We start from the raw sequence: 20,810 nt of genomic DNA, 5'->3' as shown, positions 1-20,810 counted from the left end.
AGAGCGCCGTAAAACTCTTGGCTTCTGTGGTGGGATTTGACACTCTCACTGCTTTAGCAGTGGGAGCTCTATATGAATGAAGCATCAACAATAACCGCCTACGGGCGGTTTTTTTCTTTCTACTTATTTTTACGTATGGCAGATGGGAGTGGCGATCAAACTAATATGGTGGCCTGATTAGAAAACGGAACCGTTGAAAATAGAGAAGGGGTGGCCTCGTGGATGATGAGCGAGATCGGTTGCTAGCTTCAATAGAAAGATGGATCCCCTCGGCGGAGGTAGATCGGCGTGGCTTTCTTAAAGCAATTGGCAAAGGAGCCCTGCTAGCTTTGGTGTGGACGATTACGAATCCGTTGTCAGGAACACGGATAGAGGCAGCGCCGAGGTATCTTTCCCATCCCTTCCGTTTAGGGGTAGCCTCTGGAGATCCTCTTTCCGATGGATGTATCCTCTGGACACGGCTAGCAACAGATTCATTAAAGGGAGGCGTGATGGCTACTTACGATTTACCGGTACGATGGGAAGTAGCTCATGATGAGCATTTTCGAAGTGTTGTTCGGAGTGGTGCAGCCACAGCTCAAGCGAAACTGGGTCATTCTGTTCATGTGGATGTTCGTGGACTAAAACCAGGAAGAGAGTATTTCTATCGTTTTAAGTCAGGTTCAGATATAAGTGCTGTCGGAAGGACAAAGACGACTCCTCTTAAAGGATCTTCCATCAGTGATATGAGTTTGGCTTTTGCGTCTTGTCAACAATATGAGCATGGCTACTATACTGCCTATCGACACATGGCTCAAGAGGATCTCGATGTGGTATTTCATCTCGGAGACTATATCTATGAATATGGTGCTGGAAAATATGTGGCTAATAGTGGAAATGTGCGCCGTCATGAGAGCCAAGAGGTAAAAAGCTTATCGGAATATCGGAACCGATATGCTCAGTACCGAAAAGATCCTGATTTGCAAGCAGCCCATGCGGCTTTCCCGTGGATTGCCGTTTGGGATGACCATGAGGTAGACAATAATTATGCAGGCTCTCATCCTGAAAAAAACCAATCGCCCACTGCTTTTTTGCGTCGCAAAGCTGCTGCCTATCAAGCGTATTATGAATACATGCCGATGCGGCTTTCACTTCTTCCACACGGTCCTCAGATGCGAATCTATCGTCGGTTTACCTATGGGAATCTAGCCGAATTTAATATGTTGGATACACGCCAATATCGTGATGACCAAGTAAATGGGACGAAATGGAATAGAATAAGTGAGGAAGCGTCAGACTCTCATCGTACGATGCTGGGTAAAGCACAGGAAAACTGGTTAGTGAAGGGGCTCTATCAATCAAAAGCCCATTGGAATGTGCTTGCACAACAGGTATTCTTCTCCCGCTTAGATCATAGGGATGGACAGTCTCACATGAGAAACATGGATGCATGGGATGGCTATACAGCTTCTCAGAAGCGGCTATTGAAGCATTTTGCAGAATTAAAAGATGCTAATCCCATCATCTTAACAGGAGACGTACACTCCAACTGGGCATGTGATCTGAAGGCGGACTTTAATAATCCAGGTTCACCCGTAGTCGGTAGTGAATTTGTAGGAACCTCAATCACTTCTGAAGGCGATGGTTTTGATATAAAACCTCATTTCTCACGAGAGCTTTCACAAAATGACCATGTTCATTTTTTCAATGGTCAGCGTGGTTATGTTCGTTGTCATATTACACCCAAAAATTGGCGAACTGATTATCGTATACTTCCATATGTCAGTAAACCAGGTGCCCCTATTGTTACTCGGGAAACATTTGTTGTGGAAAATGGACGGCCAGGAATCCAGCGTGGATAGAAGAAAAATTACCATAAACAAATCCGCCGCTCCAGTTGCGGCGGATTTGTTTATGGTATAAAGTTAACTGTGCATAGCAAATTTTTATTGGAAATAATTTTAAAACAACAAAAAACGACAACAAAATTAACCCTTTCTGCGAATAACTACATGGGGGGGTATTTCATGAGTTGTAGCAGAGAGCTAGCCCCTAGGAAAAAATAAAAGAATAGGTAGGAGAACTATGAAGCGCTTAAGTATGATTTTGTTGTCTGGTGGTATTGGAACGCGTATGAAAGCGACGGTTCCAAAGCAGTTTCTACCAATCGGCGGTAAGCCCATGATCGTTCATGTCTTAGAAAAGATCGATCAAATGAACGCAGTTGATGAAATTATTATTCCTTCGCCGCAGGCGCACATTGAACGGACAGAGGAACTCATTCGTACCCATCAGTTTTCTAAGCGGATTCAAGTCATCGAAGGTGGAGCTACACGTCAGCAGTCGGTGATGAAAGGGTTGGCTAATGTTAGCCATCCAAGTGTACTCATACATGAAGCTGTACGTCCGCTTGTCCGTAAGGAAGAGTTTGAGAGATTGATCCAGAGTGAAGCCATCAATGCTACATATGGGACAGATATCCCTTTTACGGTGTTGGAAGGGGAAGCATGGATTGAGAAAACGCTGGATCGTAATCGACTGATTAATATTCAATTACCACAAAAATTTGATACTGCAAAGCTAAGCGAAGCGCATCAAAAGGCGGCTAAAGAACAACGTGGCTTTACAGAAGACGCGAGTCTCTTTTTCCATTACCACAAAGAAAATATTGCAGTATTGGAAGGAACCGAGTACAACATTAAGATTACGAAGCCGATCGATCAGCAAATCGGAGAAATCATATACAAGGATTATATCTTAGGGGGAGTATAGAGATGAAAACATGTATGATTAGTGGTGCGAGCCGTGGAATTGGACGAGCTATCGCTATCCGGCTTAGTGAAAGGGATGATATCCAGAATCTCGTGTTGCTGGCACGGGATGAAAATGAATTAAAAGAGACAAAAAGGTTGATGAACTCAGAGAAAAATGTTGAGATCTACCCAGTCGATCTTACCCAGGGAGAACGAATCGAGGAAATCGTCAAAGAAACAGGAAACCGTTACGGTGGCATCCACTTTTTGCTCAATGTAGCAGGCTATGCTGAACCAAAATCTCTCTTAGAGACCACCTTAGAGAATTGGGAAACCACGTATCAAGTCAATGTTCAATCGGTGTTCGTGATTACCCGGGAAGTTGTAAAATGGATGAAAAAAACGGGTGGGAAAATTTTGAACGTTGCTTCAACTGCAGGGATGAGCTCTCGTCCAGGGTGGATTGCTTACGCTTCTTCAAAGGCCGCTTTGATCAGTATGTCCAATACGTTATCCGATGAATTGGCGGAGTACGGAATTAAAGTTTACTGTGTCTCTCCAGGTCGTTGCGCGACGGATCTCCGCCGGACATTGGCCCCCGATGAGGATCAATCGAAGATCATGCAACCGGAAGATGTGGCGGATGTGGTACATAGCTTACTAGCCGATCATGGGCTATGTCTTGATGGTCAAAATATGATTATCCGTCAACAGCCAAACTATTACGAGAAACAAGTGAAACTAGTTGCTGCTGAGCAACTACAAGATCAGTCCGTTACGGCTTAACGGCAGTTCGATATACAGCTGGATCATTCCCCGCTACTGGCGGGGAATTTGCAGTTAACAACCTTATTAAGAGAGGAAGAAGATGCATTGTCGGATTGGACTTTTGTTGAGAAAATGGCACTTTTACAAACCATACTTTTATCGGTTATCCTGATCGGTGTTTTTCGGTCAACAATAAAAAGAATTATTAACGGGACGAAGGTGTTTGTACGGCGCTTTATTGGTGTCTGCATTTATCATGTGGCGCGGCTTATTCCCCGTGATCCAAAGTTTGTAGTTTTTGGGGCGGAAGCTGGGCAAGGTTTTCGTGGGAATACAAAGTATCTTTACCTTAAGGCGAAACAAGATGATCGTATTCATTGTGTTTGGGTGTTGAAGAATCCAATAGCAGTCAAGCAGATGAATCAAGAAGGAATGGAATGCTATTCGGTTCACTCCTTGAAAGGTATTTATTTTCAACTACGAGCAAAAACGTTTATTCATTCCCATTCAATCCATGATGATTTTAATCGATATCTACTGGGTGGGGCGACTTCTATCAATACTTGGCACGGAGTGGGCCTGAAAAAAGTATGGGGTGCGAACCAAAAAACGTATACCTACAAAGCTTTACACGAGAAAAATCCTATCAAACGTTGGTTGCATTCCTTTGTCGTGCGCACGCAAAATGCGTCTATCAGCTATGTGATTTCCACTAGTGACGTCGTCTCCTCATATTACCCTGAAACGTATTTAGTTAAGAAAGAAAACATCCTTCAATTGGGTCAAGCACGTAACGATGTGTTTTTCCATGAAACGGAGGAGGATGAGGCGGTTCCTTCTTTTATCAAGGAAAACCGAGTGATCACATATATGCCAACCCATCGCAATTTCGGGAAGTTGGATAAGGATATCAACCGGGTTTTGGATTTGAAAGAACTAGATGCTTTTTGTGAAGCTCATGGGTACAAGTTTTTAGTCAAGCGTCATATGTTTAGTAAAGGTCAAGTTCCGACTCGTCTCAAAAATGTGGTGGATATTAGTCATGAAAATATCGATCCACAGATGCTGCTCAAATATACAGATATACTGGTTACCGATTTTTCCAGCTGTTATACTGATTACCTCTTGCTCAACCGTCCTGTTCTGTTTTATTGTTACGACCTAGATGAGTACCTCACAAAATCAAATGAAATGTACCATGACTACTATGATGTAACACCGGGTCCAAAAGTGGAGAGTTTCGCTTCGTTCATGGAGGCTTTGGAGGATGTGGTTAACGGGCGAGATTCCTATGATGAAGAACGTAAGGAAGTTCTCGATATCTTCTATGAGAAAAAGAACCAAAAAACAGTGACGGATCAACAGGTTGCTTATATCTTTGAACATATCTTGAAATTGGAATATAAAAAGACAGCGTCGGTATCCTCATCATCCAAAAAGGACCATCACCATTTCACAGCATAAAAAAACCCCTTAATTAAACGGGGCTACTGGATTATTATTGAATTAACCGATGTTCTTTTGCCCAACGTTGTAGGCGTTTTAAGTAATTCGATCCTTTGCGTCTTACTTCTTCCACACGGGGGCCATAAATAATAGTGATCTTCATTAGGCTTGTCCCCTTTCTAGCTAGATAAAATAACGTATGTTTGTGTATCACAAAGTATGACATTGAAAAACGGATAACAATTGCCCTTCTTTTCGCGTAACGAGTTCCCCTTAGATTTATTGATTAGTTGGAAGTAATCTGGAGGGGGTGTTGCAAAAAAGAAGGGGTTTTTTATACTCACATGAGTGTCATTTAAGTGCAATGAGGGATTAAAGTATTGATCGGGCGCCGATAGGATTCTCGGGTAGTTAGCGCACTCAATTCATTTCTGCTTCATGCAACTCCCAAGTTCAGGGGTGTACCATCACCCCGTCCCATGCAGTTAGAAATGTACCCGCATGGGCGGCGTACCTGTTACCAGTACGTTAAGTTAGACCCAGCTCTCACTCTCATGGTTTTCCTAGTAGGAGAGGTTGGTTATTAGCTACTAGAACCCCACCCATGACGTACGTGAGAACAGCGGGATGAGCACCGCTCATGCGTTCACTATATCAAAACGTGTTGCGCTTGCTTAGCACCCCCAAAAAAGCAGGGGATGCAGAGCAACGCCGACTTTCATCCCACCCTTGAAAGAAGTGGGCTTTCAGTCGGCATCAATCTGTAAAAGGAACATCATGATTGGCAGAAGGAAAAAGAATCCAACATAGAATGACTTATTGACAGACAAGAGATCGTAGTATACTCTATTATCAAAAAAATGATAATTGTTATCAGGTAAAAATCGGAGTTAAGTTGTAGTATATCCGATCTCAAAAATTCTCCAGGGGTTGTCTAAGGGATAAGTGGAGAGATATAGATGTTCCTAAAATGGGGAAGGTTAAATCATAGGCAATGGGTCTATCCAACAAGGTGATAGAGCGGGAGGTGGTTACGGGGCACATGAGTGATTGAACCAGCCCGGTATTTTTTGGTGTTAAAATGGATGGGGAATGGGGAAGCAAATAAGGAATAACAGGGAAAACAGCTCGTCAGAAAAAAAAGTTGACGATTTTCCCTAAATTTCCTGCCTAGGGGATTTTAGTTTGTGTATTTATTGTCAATGATTTTAATAGGAAAATCGTTTACCATGTTTTTATAGGCAAGTTTATCACCCATCGTAGCTTATCCACCGTTTTCATGAAGGAAACAGATCCCCTGATGTGGAATCGAATAGGCAATGGAATGAAAGCTTCAATGGGCTATACGTTTCACACTTCGGAAAAAACGGTCCAAACTGCTTTTGGGATGATAGAAATGCAAATACATAAGGCAAAGGAGAAATTTTCTATGGAAATGCACGGACAGGAAATGCAAGGACAAGAATGGGAATCACAAGAACTGGAAGAAACAATGGAGGAAAAGATCCGCAAGGTCGTTCGCGACGAACAAGCCCTTATACTTTCCGCACTACGGAATGGGCTGGATCATGCCTTGTTGCACTACTTGACAGAGCATGGTTTTGAGGAAATTCCTGAAGAGTTGCGTGCGCCAAGTAGACTAGGTACTGACGCTGATGAAGAAGCACGAGATCAAACTCCATTAGTAGACCCAGCATTAACTAAAGGAATTCACAAGAAAACGATTCAAGCAGCTGAATTAGTTGCACAAATCCTACGTGACCACGGTTCCCTTCGCTTGTCTCACTTGAAAGAGGAAGTGGAAAAACGTGGAGGTAATCTAGGTAGTAACCCCACTATCTTGATGAAAAGCATCATGAAGATCTGTCCTGCTGTGCAAAAAACAGGTCGTGGACGTTTTACCTTTCTACCGTAATTGCATCGATTTGAATTAAAAGCTCTCAGTTTATTAAGCTGAGGGCTTTTTTCTGTTTGCCCAAAAAGCACATCCAGTGGTGGGTAATAATCCCTTTTTATCAGCGGCGCCCTCAGCATAATGGTTAATCGTTACCATATATTATCCTTGATCCCTTACTAAGCTGCACCTAGGGTGCCTTAAGGATTTACTATCAGGTATGGCTGTGGAGCTATGTATCTTTTATTAGAAGGTAAATGGGGATCATCCTGCAACTCTTCTTTTTTTGAAAACAGTTTCCATTTACCGTAACTAGAATATAACGGTAATTTCAAACTTACCAAAGGATGATTCATTTTTCAAATGGATATTTACTTGTATTGCTTTGCTGATGGATGAATATGGGTGATGAGGAGAGATTAGCTGTCGATTTAGGCACTTTTTCCCCAAATCATTTGATTTACGAGATTTTTGGAAGGAGAGGTGGGAGAACCGTTGATATAGCTGGTTGTAAGAGTGCAGGGTGGTCATTTTTTATAAGATATTAGTGAAGTTAGTCCGCTGGTTAATTAGATATAAATTATCCTATTCAGTCGATGCGGGTTAATATCTAAAGGAATCATTTTCATGAGGTTCTATAAGGTTTTTTTATGTAGTGGTTTAAGGTCGTTTTGATATGATTTACTTGAGGGTTAATAAAGGAGATGACTACTGAACGTCGAATTTTGACTATGTATAGGAGATAAAGAAGGAAATATATACTCAATATCCAATCGGATATCCTGATTTTGAAACTAATTTGCTTTCAAAGGAGTGGATCTTGTTGAGTTTTATCTCGAGGCTTCAACAATCTTTTGCGCCCTTGCATGCTCCGACGGCCCAGGAATTGAAAGGTGTTTTGGATCATTTGCAAGTAACCGAAGAGGATCTCCGTACTTTTTTGGAAGATCCAGGTATACATCCTTATGGAAGAAAGATGCTATTTCAATCCGAACATGTAGAAGTGTTAATTATGAACTGGGCACAGCATTTTAAATGTGCTCCTCATGATCATGGTAACTCCCATGGCTGGGTTCATGTCGTCAAAGGGGTATCTACCCAGACGATCTATTCACTCCAACGGGAAATTCCAGTTCCTCAGCACACAGGTGTTACAGAGGAAGGGGCTAGCTTTTTTGCACCGAGAACCATGGTCCATGATATGGAGAACCAGAGTGAATCTTCATTGGTTACGCTTCATGTCTACTCACCACCGATTTCTGGAATGAAGGTGTATGATTTAGAACGATGTATGGCTTGTGTTGTTAGTGAGGATTGTGGTGCTTGGTGGCCTGAGGAACAACGTCAACGGCTTGCGGAGATGAAGTTGGATGGGGAGGCAGTGATGGGATGAGCTTTCTTCGATTAATGAACCTCGTACAGGATGATGCGATTACTCGGGATGAAATTGAGCAATTTATGTGTAGTAATACTTTTTATTTGTATGAATTTACTGATTTCAAGGAAAAAGGCCCTAATATCTTATTTAAAAATGCTGATCGTCGTTGTGAATGTAGGGAAGTAGAAGGGAAGGAAAATTCGATCCCTCGAAGATTTCCCGAAGCAAAGAAGTTGATTGGGATCGTACACAGTCGACTGCAATATGAGGAATTCTCTTTTGTTGATGGGGCTTATACGACAATCAAACGTGAGCGGATTGGTATTGGGGAGACATTGGTTATCCCTCCAGATACAACCTACCGCCTATATTCAGTGGATGAGAGTAATCCAGCTCAGGTCATTGAAGTTAGCTTATCTGATACCTGTGAATTTATGTTTCATTCTCATCCGGCAGCTCCCATCCATGGTCTGGAAACGGATCTGACCGATTACTACTACGGTTACGATGAACGCTACAAAAAGGTGTACGCAGAAGGAGGAACCCTTTGGGAAGAGGAGGGAGCAAATGAGGCTTTAGTATGGTTTGCGCAACATTATGGCTTAAAGGGTAAGCGTGTGATCGATCTTGGGTGTGGAGAAGGACGAGACAGCCTCTATCTGGCTCAGCAGGGTGTCCATGTAACAGGTGTGGATGTGGCGCGTTCCGCCCTTGAAAAAGCTAGAGAGAGGGCGAGAGCGGGGGAACTCTTCTGTACATTTTTGGAACGTGATGTTCTTTATTTGCGCAATATTCCTGCTGAAACCTTCGATTTTGCGATCAATATGGGATGCTTACATATGATTACAGAGGAAGAGCTTAGGTTAAAGCACTTACAGCGAGTTTATCAAATCGTAAAACCGGGGGGCTATTTTTTACTTGCCCATTGCCGAGAGAAATGGTTAGAGGGATTCTTCTCCGTGCCAGATTACGATACAGTGGGTCCAGTTGTACCAGGAAGGGTTATCGAAAGGAAGATCCGTACCAAAGAGGGAAGTAAGATGATTCCTTTGGAATTGTTGCCATACAAGGAAGCATCCAGCGATGAACTAACGAAGGAATTGAAAAAAGCGGGCTTTTCTGTTGTCCAGGTATTTAATGAATTTACAGAGGCCTTTGGCAATACCAATGTTCTCGTTGCTCAGAAACCACAAACATTACAGGAGGGATTTGATTGAAATTTCGTTTGTTCTTTATACTCCTGTGCTTGGTATGGGGGTCAACCTGGCTGGCAATTAAAATTGGGGTGGATCATGCCCCCCCTCTTTGGTCAGCAGGTACTCGATTCTTTTTAGCAGGGGTATTGCTCCTGTGCTGGTATCGATGGAAGCATGGGTCCTTCCGATTGGAAGGGAAAGCTTTCCGACATCTTTTCATCCTTGGAGTATTAGTCATCGCCGTAACCTTTGGTTTGATCTACTGGGGGGAACAATGGGTTTCCTCGGGCTTGACGGCTGTATTGGTGCAGGGATTGATTCCAATTTTGATGCTACTCTTTAGTTCGTTGTACCGGCAAAGTAGATTAAATGCTCCATTGATAGGGGGAATCGTCCTCGGACTATTAGGAGTGTTCGTAATCTTTATGCCTCAGGTTCAATCTCCAGATAATAAAATGGCTATTCTTGGAATGATATCGATTATTTTAGGAACCACAGCATATTGTTGGGGAGCTGTCATTAGTAAAGATACTCTCAATCAATACTCTTCCATTCTTGTATCTGGTTTAGAAAATCTACTAGGGGGTGCCATCCTGATGGTAGTGGCACCCTTTGTGGAATGGAAGGAGATCATCTCATGGGAATATGTCCACCAGACTTTTGTTATTAGCTGGTTATATCTCGTTATAATCGGATCGATTGTTGGATTTACCATGTTTACTTATCTTTTAAAAGAATGGGGAGCCATCCGTGTTTCCTTATACTCTTTTTTCACCCCGATGGTAGCGATCCTTTTGGGTACCCTCATATATGGAGAGAGGATTACCTGGGAACAGCTTCTTGGGTCAGCGATGGTTTTACTAGGTGTTTGGATAACCAACCGTTATACTTCAGAAAAAAAGCGCCAACAGCAACCTGTACAACTTCAAAGAGAGTGAGGACCTTTGTATCTTGCTAGATTGAGATAGAGGAGGAGGCCATGTACGCTAAGCTTCATTCCTGTACCGTATTAGGGATTGATGGAACGACTGTCGAGGTGGAAGTCGATATTAGCAATGGTTTACCCGTCTTCGATATTGTTGGCTTACCCGATACAGCCGTGCGAGAATCTAGAGATCGAGTTCGTTCTGCGGTTAAAAATTCAGGGTGCCAGTTTCCTTTACAACGAATCACGACCAATCTAGCACCTGCGGATTTAAAAAAGGAGGGGGCTGGGTTTGACTTAGCGATTGCAGTAGGGGTATTAGTAGCGAGTGGTCAATTACCTGCAGAGGGTTTGGAGAAGGATTTATGGATAGGGGAACTTGCTTTGGATGGGACACTCCGTCCCCTTAGTGGAGTACTCCCTATGGTGATTGCCGGTAAACAGGCGGGTTTTAAGCGTGTCTGGCTTCCGGGTGCCAATCGGATAGAGGCTAACCTCGTTGAGGGAATGGAAGTGCTACCTCTTCGTTCCTTGACAGAAGCCGTCTGCCTTCTAAAGGGGGAAGCGAAAGAGCTAGATCCATGGGAAATACAGGCAAGTACAGTAGAAGAAGACACCTCCTTAGTAGATTTTGCGGATGTACAGGGACAGGCACAAGTTAAACGAGCCATGGAAGTAGCCGCAGCAGGGATGCATAATTTACTCTTTATTGGCCCACCAGGGTCTGGGAAGACGATGCTAGCTAAACGGATTCCTTCTATATTGCCTGATATGTCTATGGATGAGTCGCTGGAGGTAACCAAGGTATATAGCATTGCAGGTAATTTAACGGAGAAAGGAAGGCTTGTAGATAGACGCCCCTTTCGTTCTCCCCATCATACCATCTCCCAAGTGGGCCTTACGGGAGGGGGAGCCATACCAAAGCCTGGGGAAGTAAGTCTGGCCCACCGAGGTGTTCTTTTTCTCGATGAGATGCCGGAGTTTTCTAAAAGCGCACTGGAAGTATTACGACAACCCTTAGAAGATCGTGAGGTTACGATTAGTCGGGCAAGGGCGGTGTTAACCTATCCTGCCCAATTTATGTTGGTCGGTTCGATGAACCCGTGTCCTTGTGGATTTTTTGGATACTCGGAGGAACGAGGTTGTATCTGTACACCTTACCAGGTGCAACGCTATCGCTCGAAATTATCTGGTCCGCTTTTGGATCGTATCGATATCCATGTAGAGGTGCCTAGGGTGGATTTTCAGACACTTTCAAGTGAGGCACGAGGGGAGAGCTCAACTCTCATCCGAGAAAGGGTAAATAGAGCCCATCAGGTGCAGAAGGAACGCTATCATGGAAAAGGTATGCTGAACAACGCAGCCATGTCCCCTTCTTTAATTCGTCAACATTGTGCGATAGATCAGGAGTCGAGCAGCCTCCTGCGCCAGTCCTTTGATGCTCTTGGGTTATCTGCTAGAGCTCATGACCGCATTCTCAAGTTAGCGCGTACGATTGCGGACCTGGAAGGTTCAGAGAGGATCGAGGTGCCGCATGTTGCTGAGGCGATCCAGTATCGGACGTTGGATCGGAAGTGGTGGGAGTGAGAAGGGCTGTAAAAAGAACACAACTTACACTAAAAAGTAAGCGAGGGAGATGCTTCCCTTAGGCTTACTTTTTTTACGGTGGCCGAAGATGGCACAGTAAATGCGGATATTTCATATAAATGGAACATGTGACCATGGTGAGGAGTGGATCGATTGAGTGGGAAAGAGCGTAAGGGCACTCGACGGAAGCAGGAGGCAAAAGGGGAGCAAAGGTCCAAGAGAGCTCGAACATCGAAGAAGAAGTATGTACAGATATCCTCATCGATTTGCGATTGTTGCACTACACCGATGCAAAAGGTACTCAGTCAAGTAGTGGGTCAACAGGTGATGTTAGTGACCGTGGCGGATCAACCAAAAACAGCACCTGTTTTCCTTAAGGCTGAAATACAAACCGTAGATAATTTTTTGATTTCTGTACAGCAAAATATGGTTACCTATGTTGTTAGCATTTTTGATGTGCTAGCCGTTTTCTTTAATGCGGATCCTGAAATAACTCTGTTACAACCTCTAACCAGCCGCAAAGGGGGGGAGTGCCTATGCAAGGAAAAGCCGTTACGTGAGCAGTTTAATACCATGATACGGTTGCCTGTAAACATTCATTTTCATAATGGATTAGTACTGAAAAATGGGGAAGTATTACGCACAGGAGAAGGTACGGTCTTACTTCAATCGAGCGATGGACAGCGTAATTGCGTGGCTTCTCTAGAGAAGATGAGCTATTTCTCTGAACCCAAGGATAACGTAGGGACTTTTGAATTGACATAGGTGAAAGATAAGAGGTAAGTATATCTACATAAATAAACGTGGTAAATTTACCACGTTTATTTATGTAGATAAGAGAAAGTTGATAAGAGAAAGTTGATAAGAAAATAAAAGGTAAACTGTGGATATGTTACACAAAAAACAGATTGAGACTAATTAAAATAGAATAATACACTTTAGTGATGTTATTATATTTAGAGGGAGAATATTTATGAATGTCATGGGTGAGTGGAGAAGGTCATCTCCTGGAAACTGTGAGAGATCGTAAAGAACTTAATTCAGTTCAAAGAATACATAAATAGTCAATAAGGAGATGATCTACATAGAAAAAAACATCCTTATATTGTTTGGTATAGTTATAAGTGCGATTGTTATATTTTTTATATGCATCAGATTGTGGGTCTGGTTTTTTGTCAAGAACTATCCCTCAAAAAAGGAGTGGGGGGAGAAGGGTCCTGTAGATAAAGTAATTGATTTCATCTCGGATGTGGTTGTTGCAACAATCCTCATTTCGGTGGGATTTCTATGTGTAGGGGTCATTGCTATGATTGTTGAGTGAGATTAAGATTATGCTTATAAACCTCTCTGGTAGTAGTCACTAAATAACTTGTACCTGTGTAACAAGGGATATGATTGAATTGAATATTGACATTGGATTATTCTGGTGATAACATTTTGTTAATTAACAACTAACAGGTGATGAAAGGTAAAACAGTTATTGCGAATGTGTTACAGAGAGTCGACGGTTGCTGAAAGTCGATACACTAGAAATAACTGTTCCCACCCTGGAGCCATTGGTGATGAGCCATATCGGATGCCCTACCGTTATTGAGGGAATTTGAGTGAACCATAACATATCGTTATGGTTAATCAGGGTGGTACCGCGGGTTAATCCTCCGTCCCTATTGGGATAGGGGATTTTTTGCGTAGCATTTCTTTTCAGGGAGTGATGGTTATGGCAGATGGTAAAGTGAATGAGAAGGGGATTACCCCTCAGTCAGAGAATTTTTCCCGCTGGTATATCGATGCGATACGAAAAGCGGATCTTATGGATTATACACCTGTGCGTGGCTGTATCGTCTTTAAACCGGATGGTTTTGAATTATGGGAGCGCATCCAGTCTGTGATGGATGGGCGATTTAAGGAGACTGGACATCGGAACGCTTACTTTCCGATGTTGATACCTGAGTCGTTTTTTCAGAAAGAAAAGGAGCATGTAGAAGGCTTTAACCCAGAACTACCATGGGTTACCGAGGCGGGAAGCGAAAAGTTGGAGGAGAAGCTTGCGCTTCGACCTACATCTGAGACGATGGTTGGTCGTATGTACAGTCAGTGGATCCAAAGCTACCGGGACTTGCCCGTTTTAATTAACCAATGGGCCAATGTGTTTCGTTGGGAGAAACGGACGTTACCTTTTTTGCGCACTTCGGAATTTCTGTGGCAGGAAGGACATACGGCTCATGCTACTGAAGAAGAGGCCCGCGAAGAGACGATGCAGATGCTTCAGATATATAAAGAAGTGGTGGAACAAGAGCTTGCGATTCCTGTTTGGATGGGGCAGAAAACCCCTAGTGAACGATTTGCAGGCGCAGTAGACACCTATTCGATCGAGGCGATGATGAAGGATGGGAAGGCGGTTCAGGCAGGTACCTCTCATTATCTTGGAGAAAACTTTGCTAGAGGATTTGATATTCAATTTTTAGATCGCGATAACCAGCAGAAGTATGTACATACCACCTCCTGGGGCACATCGACTCGTTTGATCGGATCGATGATTATGGTACATGGGGATGATCGTGGATTGGTTAACCCTCCACGTATGGCACCAACACAGCTAGTGATGATACCTGTCGGACCGGGTAAATTGCGTGAGAAGGTGATGGAGAAATTTGATCCTCTCTTTGACCAGCTGAAGGAAGCTGGGATTAGAGTAAGGGCGGATCTCCGGGATGAGTCCCCCGGATGGAAGTTTAATGAATGGGAGTTGCGAGGGGTTCCTCTTCGTTTGGAAATAGGTCCACGGGATGTTGATAACAATCAGGTGATTTTAGCTCGTCGAGATACTGGTGAGAAGGTGACTGTTGAGCTAGATCGTGTAGTGGAGCAGGTGGAGGAACTACTGGTTAAGATTCAGGAAGAGATGTTCCAAAGAGCGTTGGATTTCCGGGAGAAGAACTCATATCTTGAGATTGAAACAATAGGAGATTTAAATGCTCATGTAGCTCAAATGGAAAAGGAAAGTAAGGCAGTTGGCTGGGTATTAGCCGGTTGGTGTGGGGAGGAGTCTTGTGAGTCAAAGGTAAAGGAGGAGACAAAGCTAACTTCTCGCAATATCCCCTTTGAGGCGCCTGTGGTGAAGAAGCGATGCATTGCATGTGGCAGTGAATCGAAGTTTACAACATGGTTTGCTCGGGCGTATTAACTATCTTAATCTAAATAAGAGAGTTTATCAGAGCATAACAAAGAACGGGCCTCTTTTAGGCCCAGAAGGAGCATCGATCGATTTTGGGGCCATTTGTCCAATAAGAAGTAAACGGTATGGAAATTACGAACGTGTTTTTTGCTGGATAAAATAGAGTATAAAATGTATTATACAAATGTGAGCTTCAAAATATTTAAGGAGTGGTTACATGTCAAAATTACGTAGCTTCTTACCATTTATGCTTGCCTTTGCGCTCTTCTTCACTTTTTCAGCTCCAGCTTTAGCTGAAAAAAATCATGAAAAGGGAAAAAAAGATGCTTTTCTTCTTGATGGAGTAGTAAAAGGTAAAAGAACTTTCCAGCTTAATTTTACTAAGAAAATCAAAAATGCAAAAGGTCAGTATATCATTGTTTTTAGAAAAGACCCTAAAGTAGCCCCTAATCCTTTTTATCAGCACGCCTCCAAGGTGAATACGACTAGTAAAGACTATAAACATATTGCACCTAAGTCATTTAATCCATCCCCTGGAGTTTACGAGTTCATAGGAGAATACCAAGGAATTCTTAATGGGAAAAAATCTTTAAAAGGATTTGTTTTTAAAGTGAAAGTAGATAAAAATCTTAAAATGAAGATTATAGAACGGACTAAGTATTACTAAGGCTCATTTTTTTGACCATCTCTACGCTTACTGCACACTTTTCATGATTTTTGCAACATAATTGAACTTAAGTCATTGGCGAAAGAAGTACTTAAATAATATCGTCGAACAACAAGGTAGGTACCAGAATGGTATCTACCTTGTTGTTCTCTCACGTAGTGAGAGAAATGATCATAGTTATGAACCTGGTGTTACGGGAAAATACATTACACTTTCATTATAAGTATATACATCTTTAAAGTATTTGGGAATATTCCTACTTTTTGATGTTTTCATTGAGGACGTTTACTTACCTGCTTGTGGGGGAATGTTAGTAAAAGTGTTTTTAAAAAGGGGGAAAAGTTAAAGTACAGGTATCCTTTGGCATGTGATTCATTGTATTATTGGACTTATACTTTAAGGAGTGATTATTATCCCAGGTGCACAACAATCTCCCGAGGTCGATTGGGTGAATCAATTAATCATCCCTTTAGGCGCAGATGTAGGAGTTTTTATTGTTAAAGCGCTTATTGTCGCTTTAGTTGCTTCTTGGTTCTTTAAGAAGTATATTCACCCTTTGTTCAAAGGGAAAAGCGAGCAAGCGGAAGTAGAAGAAGTACAAGGAAAAGTAGATGAAACACAAGGGAAAGTAGATGAATAAGAAGAAAAAACAGGCCGAGAGCTCTCGGCCTGTTTTTTCTTCTTCTATGGAAGCAACTGCGAATGAGTAATCTACTCCTTTGATCCGTTAGAAAACGGAATATTTAGTTATTTACATCCATGTTAAATGCCCTTGTAGATAGCTGGTACAGAAAAGACAGGCGAGGTCACGGACCTGCCCGGCATGATGGGGTTCGTCCTTCATGTTCCAGTAGGATCGCTATCCGATCCTTCGGCCACGATAACGGGGGTCTGAACGTGGTTAGTAGGCAACAGATAGCCACCAATAGAACATAGAAGAGTCAAGATACAAAAGAGGAGTTGCAATTTTTTCCTCAAAAGCGTCCTCCTAACTTATTCAGTTGTAGTTGTACTTCATACATATTACGGATATGTTTTTGAAATTCCACTTCATTAGTTTCTTCCCAACATTGAGCGAGTCTTAGAAGTGCTTGGTATTCTTTTTCTTTTAGATGATGCTGATGACAAAGTTCATAACAATGTTGATAATAGGAAATCGCTTCTTGGGATTCTCCCTGAAGACGATAAAAATCACCCATGGTGTGTAAAGCGTAGGTTAATCGCGGAATGTCATTATACTCTTTACCAAATTGGATGGATTTTTCGATAACTATTTTGGCATCTTCCCAGGCATTTAATTGGATATAGAGAACGCCCAGACGAGCATAGGTAACAATGAATTTGTGTTTACTGGAGAGAAACTCTTCCAACTCCAATGCACGATTAAAACATGTTTTTGCTGAATCCCAATTCTCATTATCCATATAGACGCTACCCAGGACTGTCCAAAGATCGTACATAAGATTGTAATTGGTATTACGGCGAGCTTTCTCTAAGCCTTCTGTAGCAAATAGGATGGCATCCTCATATACCTTGGACCGTCGCAGAAGCTCTGAGCGTAACCAATAAAAAGTGAGGACCATATTGGATTCATCGATGAAGGGTAGACTCTCCCATACTGACTCCACCACCCGCATGCTTTCACCAATTCGACCAAGCCTTTCGAGGTAAACGGCTTTATTTTGCTTGAGAACAAATTGAACATGGGGTCGATCTCCTTGAGGATCGAAGGCAGTTAACCCGTTCTCCGTATATTTCAAAGCGCTATCCAGATCGTTTTGATAGTAACTACAAAGGCCTAATTCGGCAAGGGAGGCTGCTTCGATGTTATGGGTAGGGTCTCCTTGGTTGGTAAGTTGCACGGCTTTGAAAAGGATCCGTTCTGCTCGTTTCCAATTTTTCTTTTGGATATGGCATTTGCCGATAAGATAAAGTACCGTACTTGCATAAGGATGACCATCGTCAATATCAAGTTGTTCTAATGTATGTAAGGCTTTATCAGTATGTTGGGTCGTACACATCGATTCGATGGATAATAATTGAAAATTTAGGTCCTGATGCTCTTTTTGTTCCTTCATGATTAGATCAGGAAGGTTATGTAAGTCAATATCTAATTTACTCAATAGATAGTGGGCTTTCTTCATACTTACATGAGGAACGCCACGCTCAATATTACTGATGGTAGCTGGAGATATATTTTCATCTGCTAGATCTTCTAAGCGCAAGCCCCGTTCTTTACGTACCTTGCGTACGATTTCGCCGATTTCATGAATATCTAATGGATTCATTTGTCTCCCCTGCCTTGTCCATAGTGAATAACCATAGTTTAACCTAAGGCGAGTCATTGAAAAAGGATAACTAGGGGAACCCTTCTATATCTAATGGATCTTTCAAAAAAAAACGAAATATTAATATCCAACCTCTCATTTTTCTGTGGGGTTCATGGTAGGATAAGAATAGATTTCGAAAAGGGGGGATGTATCGATGCATGCACCCACATTACAAGGGATCATTTTGATTTCTTTAGTCGCGCTCCTACTTTTTGGACCGAAGAAATTACCTGAGCTTGGTCGCTCGGTAGGAAAGGCGTTACGAGAATTTAAATATGCGACCTCCGGTATGTCAGGTGAGGAAGAACGTAAAGACCATGGTGAGGAACGCAAACAGTAGTTGAACTGAACAATAAATATGCCTATGGAAGTTCATGAAGCGTCATGGAACTCCCATAGGCTTTTCTTTTGGTCTTTTTGATTTATTTTCTGAGCAGGTAAGGCACGGTTGCGACCACTATATTTTTTCGACCACGTAAGAGAAACCGGATCAAGATCGCGGTTTGGTTGTGTAAAAATCGATGCCACCATTTTCGGGTGATAAATTCGGGGATGAGCACGGTAATGTGGCGGCCCTTAGCGTGTGTTTCAACGAGGTGAATAAATCGAGTTAACGGTTGGGAGATGCTTCGGTATCGGGAAAGAGTGGTCACTAAACGGATATCAGGGTTCCACATTTCCCACTTGGTCTCTACTTTTTTGATGGTTTCTTTGTCAAATCCTACATAAAAAGCAACGATGTCGCCGTCGAGAGATTGAGCATAGGAAACTGTATTTTTTACGACCTGGTTAATGCCACCAATCGGGAGTACAATTACATGATCTTTTGGCTCTGGACGCTCATTATTACAATCAATGCGTAGTTCATTGGCGATAGATTCATAGTGGCGACGGATTTTGTAAAAGAGAAAGATAAAACAAGGAATGACGAGGACAACAATCCATGCTCCCTCGGAAAATTTAGTGATAGCAAAAATCAAAAGCACACTGAACGAGACGGCGGCTCCAAGAGCATTTAATGCGAGCTTGGGAAGCCAGCTATGCTCACGGTGAACCCACCAGCGACGAACCATTCCCGATTGAGCGAGAGTAAAGGATAGAAAGACACCAATGGCATAAAGAGGGATTAATCGTTCCACATTTCCTTTAAAAATGAGGATTAAAACGATCGCCGCTATGGCAACGAGAATAATACCGTTAGAAAAGTTGAGACGATCGCCTCGAACTGCAAACATCCGGGGCATAAATTTATCACGTGCCATGATCGAGGCTAAAAGAGGGAAACCACTAAAGCTGGTATTAGCAGCGAGGATTAAGATGAGGGCTGTCGTTCCTTGAATATAAAAATAGGGAAAGGTACGACCAAATGTATGAGCGGAGATTTGCGATAACACGGTTTCTGTATCGCGAGGTACAATATGGTAAAGGTAGGCTAACAGACTGGTACCAGCAAACATGCACCCTAGCAGTAGACCCAGAATTAGTAGGGTGCGAGAAGCTTTTTTGGTCTCTGGTTGTTGGAAGCTGGGAGTTGCATTAGAAATCGCCTCGACACCTGTAAGTGCTGAACAACCAGAGGAAAAAGCACGAAGAAGCAAAAACCATGTTAATCCAGTAGGCAGATAGGTGGGTATTTGAACGATTTGGCGATCCGTAACATGGGTAGCTACGCTGAAGAGTCCAGTGATGACCAGACCGACGATTCCAATAATAAACAGATAGGTCGGAAAAGCGAAAATTGTACCAGATTCACGCATTCCGCGAAGGTTTAAAGCCATAACAATAATAACAAAAAAGACAGCGATTAAGGTGACATGCTTATGAAATGCGGGTATCGCTGAACTAATAGCCGCCGCTCCTGCAGATACACTTACAGCAACAGTTAAAGTATAGTCAATCAAAAGGGAGGCGCCAGCGATTAAGCCCGTAAACCACCCTAAATTATCCGAAGAGACAATATAAGCTCCCCCACCACCAGGGTATTGGAAAATAATTTGACGATAAGAGAAAATCAATAAAGTTAAAAGACCGATAATCGCTGCTGTGATCGGCAATGAATACCACAAAGAAGCAGCTCCGACCATGGATAATACAAGGAGAATTTGCTCTGTACCGTATGACAAAGAGGATAAGGCGTCCGACGATAAGATGGGTAGGGCTTTCCAGATAGGCAATTTCTCTTCTTTTAGCTGTTCGGTTCGTAAGGGTTTGCCGATTAGTAATCGCTTGAGTGTCGAGAACATCCTATAGCCTCCTTGGTCCTGGTTATTATCTGTACATAGGGTTTCGTTATACAATTAAGAGACCACTTCAAATAAATCTCCCCGCTGGGAGATTTATTTGAAGTGGTCTTGAGGCGGTGGAGCTAAAAAAGGATTTCCTTTGTTGCTTATTCTTTGGCGATAGTAATACGAATCCCTATACTAGCACCTGGATTGAGACAGAGAATCAAGGTGAGTACGAGTTGTTCATTCCCTTCGCAAAGAAGAAAATCTAAACTTGGCCCCGAAAAAATAGCAACCTCTGCTCATAAGTATCAAATATCTTGAGTTAGGGGGTGGGTTGTCGGTCTAGCCGGATGGTACAGAGTGGATATCTGGCGATCAGCTTTTGGGGGGAGAAAAATGGATGACTTTAAAAAAGATTTACAAGAACTAAGCCTTAATGAATTTTCACAGAGTGAAACCGTTCCATGGGATTATCCAGATCCCA

General features: G+C 42.6%; 17 protein-coding genes and 1 other annotated feature. Of the genes, 14 read left to right on the top strand and 3 right to left on the bottom strand.

The window, feature by feature from the left end; translation table 11 throughout:
- Positions 1-218 precede the first annotated feature (218 nt).
- The 13 genes from BLV90_RS00215 to BLV90_RS00150 all read left to right on the top strand — a co-directional run bounded on the left by BLV90_RS00215 (position 219) and on the right by BLV90_RS00150 (position 16,408).
- On the top strand, positions 219-1,841 hold the full coding sequence (locus BLV90_RS00215) for an alkaline phosphatase D family protein (protein WP_091734501.1): 1,623 nt from the start codon (positions 219-221) through the stop codon (positions 1,839-1,841).
- A 223-nt stretch (positions 1,842-2,064) separates the two neighbouring features.
- Positions 2,065-2,751, top strand: coding sequence for an IspD/TarI family cytidylyltransferase (locus BLV90_RS00210; RefSeq protein ID WP_091734499.1), 687 nt, complete (start codon positions 2,065-2,067; stop codon positions 2,749-2,751).
- 2 nt (positions 2,752-2,753) lie between these two features.
- Positions 2,754-3,518, top strand: coding sequence for an SDR family oxidoreductase (locus tag BLV90_RS00205; RefSeq protein ID WP_091734497.1), 765 nt, complete (start codon positions 2,754-2,756; stop codon positions 3,516-3,518).
- Positions 3,519-3,605: 87 nt separating this feature from the next.
- A complete protein-coding gene (locus BLV90_RS00200) occupies positions 3,606-4,964 on the top strand; it encodes a CDP-glycerol glycerophosphotransferase family protein (RefSeq protein ID WP_091734495.1) in 1,359 nt (452 codons plus the stop codon).
- A gap of 1,411 nt (positions 4,965-6,375) precedes the next feature.
- A complete protein-coding gene (locus BLV90_RS00195; RefSeq protein ID WP_143034958.1) occupies positions 6,376-6,861 on the top strand; it encodes a Rok-like winged helix domain-containing protein in 486 nt (161 codons plus the stop codon).
- An 802-nt stretch (positions 6,862-7,663) separates the two neighbouring features.
- Positions 7,664-8,233 (top strand): cysteine dioxygenase, encoded by a 570-nt coding sequence (locus BLV90_RS00190; RefSeq protein ID WP_245726199.1) that lies wholly within the window; start codon positions 7,664-7,666, stop codon positions 8,231-8,233.
- Positions 8,230-9,435: a class I SAM-dependent methyltransferase gene (locus BLV90_RS16380; protein ID WP_218142270.1), complete on the top strand. Its 1,206-nt coding sequence runs from the start codon at positions 8,230-8,232 to the stop codon at positions 9,433-9,435. The genes BLV90_RS00190 and BLV90_RS16380 overlap by 4 nt, the downstream gene beginning before the upstream one ends.
- A complete protein-coding gene (locus BLV90_RS00180; protein ID WP_091734491.1) occupies positions 9,432-10,352 on the top strand; it encodes a DMT family transporter in 921 nt (306 codons plus the stop codon). Before BLV90_RS16380 ends, BLV90_RS00180 begins: the two co-directional genes overlap by 4 nt.
- A gap of 41 nt (positions 10,353-10,393) precedes the next feature.
- A complete protein-coding gene (locus BLV90_RS00175; protein ID WP_091734490.1) occupies positions 10,394-11,926 on the top strand; it encodes a YifB family Mg chelatase-like AAA ATPase in 1,533 nt (510 codons plus the stop codon).
- 153 nt (positions 11,927-12,079) lie between these two features.
- Positions 12,080-12,691 carry a hypothetical protein gene (locus BLV90_RS00170; RefSeq protein WP_091734488.1) on the top strand — a complete coding sequence of 204 codons (612 nt, stop codon included), beginning with the start codon at positions 12,080-12,082 and terminating at the stop codon, positions 12,689-12,691.
- A 687-nt stretch (positions 12,692-13,378) separates the two neighbouring features.
- Positions 13,379-13,595, top strand: a binding site (T-box leader).
- A 48-nt stretch (positions 13,596-13,643) separates the two neighbouring features.
- Entirely contained in the window at positions 13,644-15,110 is a 1,467-nt protein-coding gene (gene proS / locus BLV90_RS00160) for a proline--tRNA ligase (RefSeq protein ID WP_091734484.1), read from the top strand.
- A 208-nt stretch (positions 15,111-15,318) separates the two neighbouring features.
- Entirely contained in the window at positions 15,319-15,768 is a 450-nt protein-coding gene (locus BLV90_RS00155; RefSeq protein ID WP_091734482.1) for a hypothetical protein, read from the top strand.
- Between the two features lie 448 nt (positions 15,769-16,216).
- Entirely contained in the window at positions 16,217-16,408 is a 192-nt protein-coding gene (locus BLV90_RS00150) for a hypothetical protein (protein ID WP_143034957.1), read from the top strand.
- Positions 16,409-16,608: 200 nt separating this feature from the next.
- Here BLV90_RS00150 and BLV90_RS16070 read toward each other — a convergent pair whose 3' ends face one another.
- Both BLV90_RS16070 and BLV90_RS00145 read right to left on the bottom strand, forming a co-directional pair.
- Complete coding sequence (locus BLV90_RS16070; protein ID WP_177167817.1) at positions 16,609-16,746, bottom strand: hypothetical protein; 138 nt, start codon at positions 16,744-16,746, stop codon at positions 16,609-16,611.
- Positions 16,743-18,056, bottom strand: a complete 1,314-nt coding sequence (locus tag BLV90_RS00145) for a helix-turn-helix domain-containing protein (protein ID WP_091734479.1) — start codon at positions 18,054-18,056, stop codon at positions 16,743-16,745. The genes BLV90_RS16070 and BLV90_RS00145 overlap by 4 nt, the downstream gene beginning before the upstream one ends.
- Positions 18,057-18,252: 196 nt before the next feature.
- On the opposite strand from BLV90_RS00145, the gene BLV90_RS00140 reads away from it, so the two are divergent.
- The gene (locus BLV90_RS00140) at positions 18,253-18,438 is read left to right on the top strand and encodes a twin-arginine translocase TatA/TatE family subunit (protein WP_091734477.1); all 186 of its coding nucleotides are present in this window, start codon (positions 18,253-18,255) and stop codon (positions 18,436-18,438) included.
- Between the two features lie 82 nt (positions 18,439-18,520).
- Here the strand turns inward: BLV90_RS00140 and BLV90_RS00135 are convergent, their stop codons facing one another.
- Positions 18,521-20,341: an APC family permease gene (locus BLV90_RS00135; RefSeq protein ID WP_091734475.1), complete on the bottom strand. Its 1,821-nt coding sequence runs from the start codon at positions 20,339-20,341 to the stop codon at positions 18,521-18,523.
- Positions 20,342-20,810: the final 469 nt, after the last annotated feature.

This window comes from Marininema mesophilum, assembly GCF_900106775.1.
GTDB classification, from domain to species: domain Bacteria; phylum Bacillota; class Bacilli; order Thermoactinomycetales; family DSM-45169; genus Marininema; species Marininema mesophilum.
Note: the sequence above shows the minus strand (reverse complement) of the source record. Positions and strands in the feature narration are given on the sequence as shown.

What these genes read in the sequence shown, in the direction of transcription:
- BLV90_RS00210 (WP_091734499.1), top strand. Translation starts at nt 2,065, where the DNA reads ATGAAGCGCTTAAGTATGATTTTGTTGTCTGGTGGTATTGGAACGCGT.
- BLV90_RS00205 (WP_091734497.1), top strand. Translation starts at nt 2,754, where the DNA reads ATGAAAACATGTATGATTAGTGGTGCGAGCCGTGGAATTGGACGAGCT.
- BLV90_RS00195 (WP_143034958.1), top strand. Translation starts at nt 6,376, where the DNA reads ATGGAAATGCACGGACAGGAAATGCAAGGACAAGAATGGGAATCACAA.
- BLV90_RS16380 (WP_218142270.1), top strand. Translation starts at nt 8,230, where the DNA reads ATGAGCTTTCTTCGATTAATGAACCTCGTACAGGATGATGCGATTACT.
- BLV90_RS00175 (WP_091734490.1), top strand. Translation starts at nt 10,394, where the DNA reads ATGTACGCTAAGCTTCATTCCTGTACCGTATTAGGGATTGATGGAACG.
- proS (WP_091734484.1), top strand. Translation starts at nt 13,644, where the DNA reads ATGGCAGATGGTAAAGTGAATGAGAAGGGGATTACCCCTCAGTCAGAG.
- BLV90_RS00155 (WP_091734482.1), top strand. Translation starts at nt 15,319, where the DNA reads ATGTCAAAATTACGTAGCTTCTTACCATTTATGCTTGCCTTTGCGCTC.
- BLV90_RS00145 (WP_091734479.1), bottom strand. Translation starts at nt 18,056, where the DNA reads ATGAATCCATTAGATATTCATGAAATCGGCGAAATCGTACGCAAGGTA.
- BLV90_RS00140 (WP_091734477.1), top strand. Translation starts at nt 18,253, where the DNA reads ATGCATGCACCCACATTACAAGGGATCATTTTGATTTCTTTAGTCGCG.
- BLV90_RS00135 (WP_091734475.1), bottom strand. Translation starts at nt 20,341, where the DNA reads ATGTTCTCGACACTCAAGCGATTACTAATCGGCAAACCCTTACGAACC.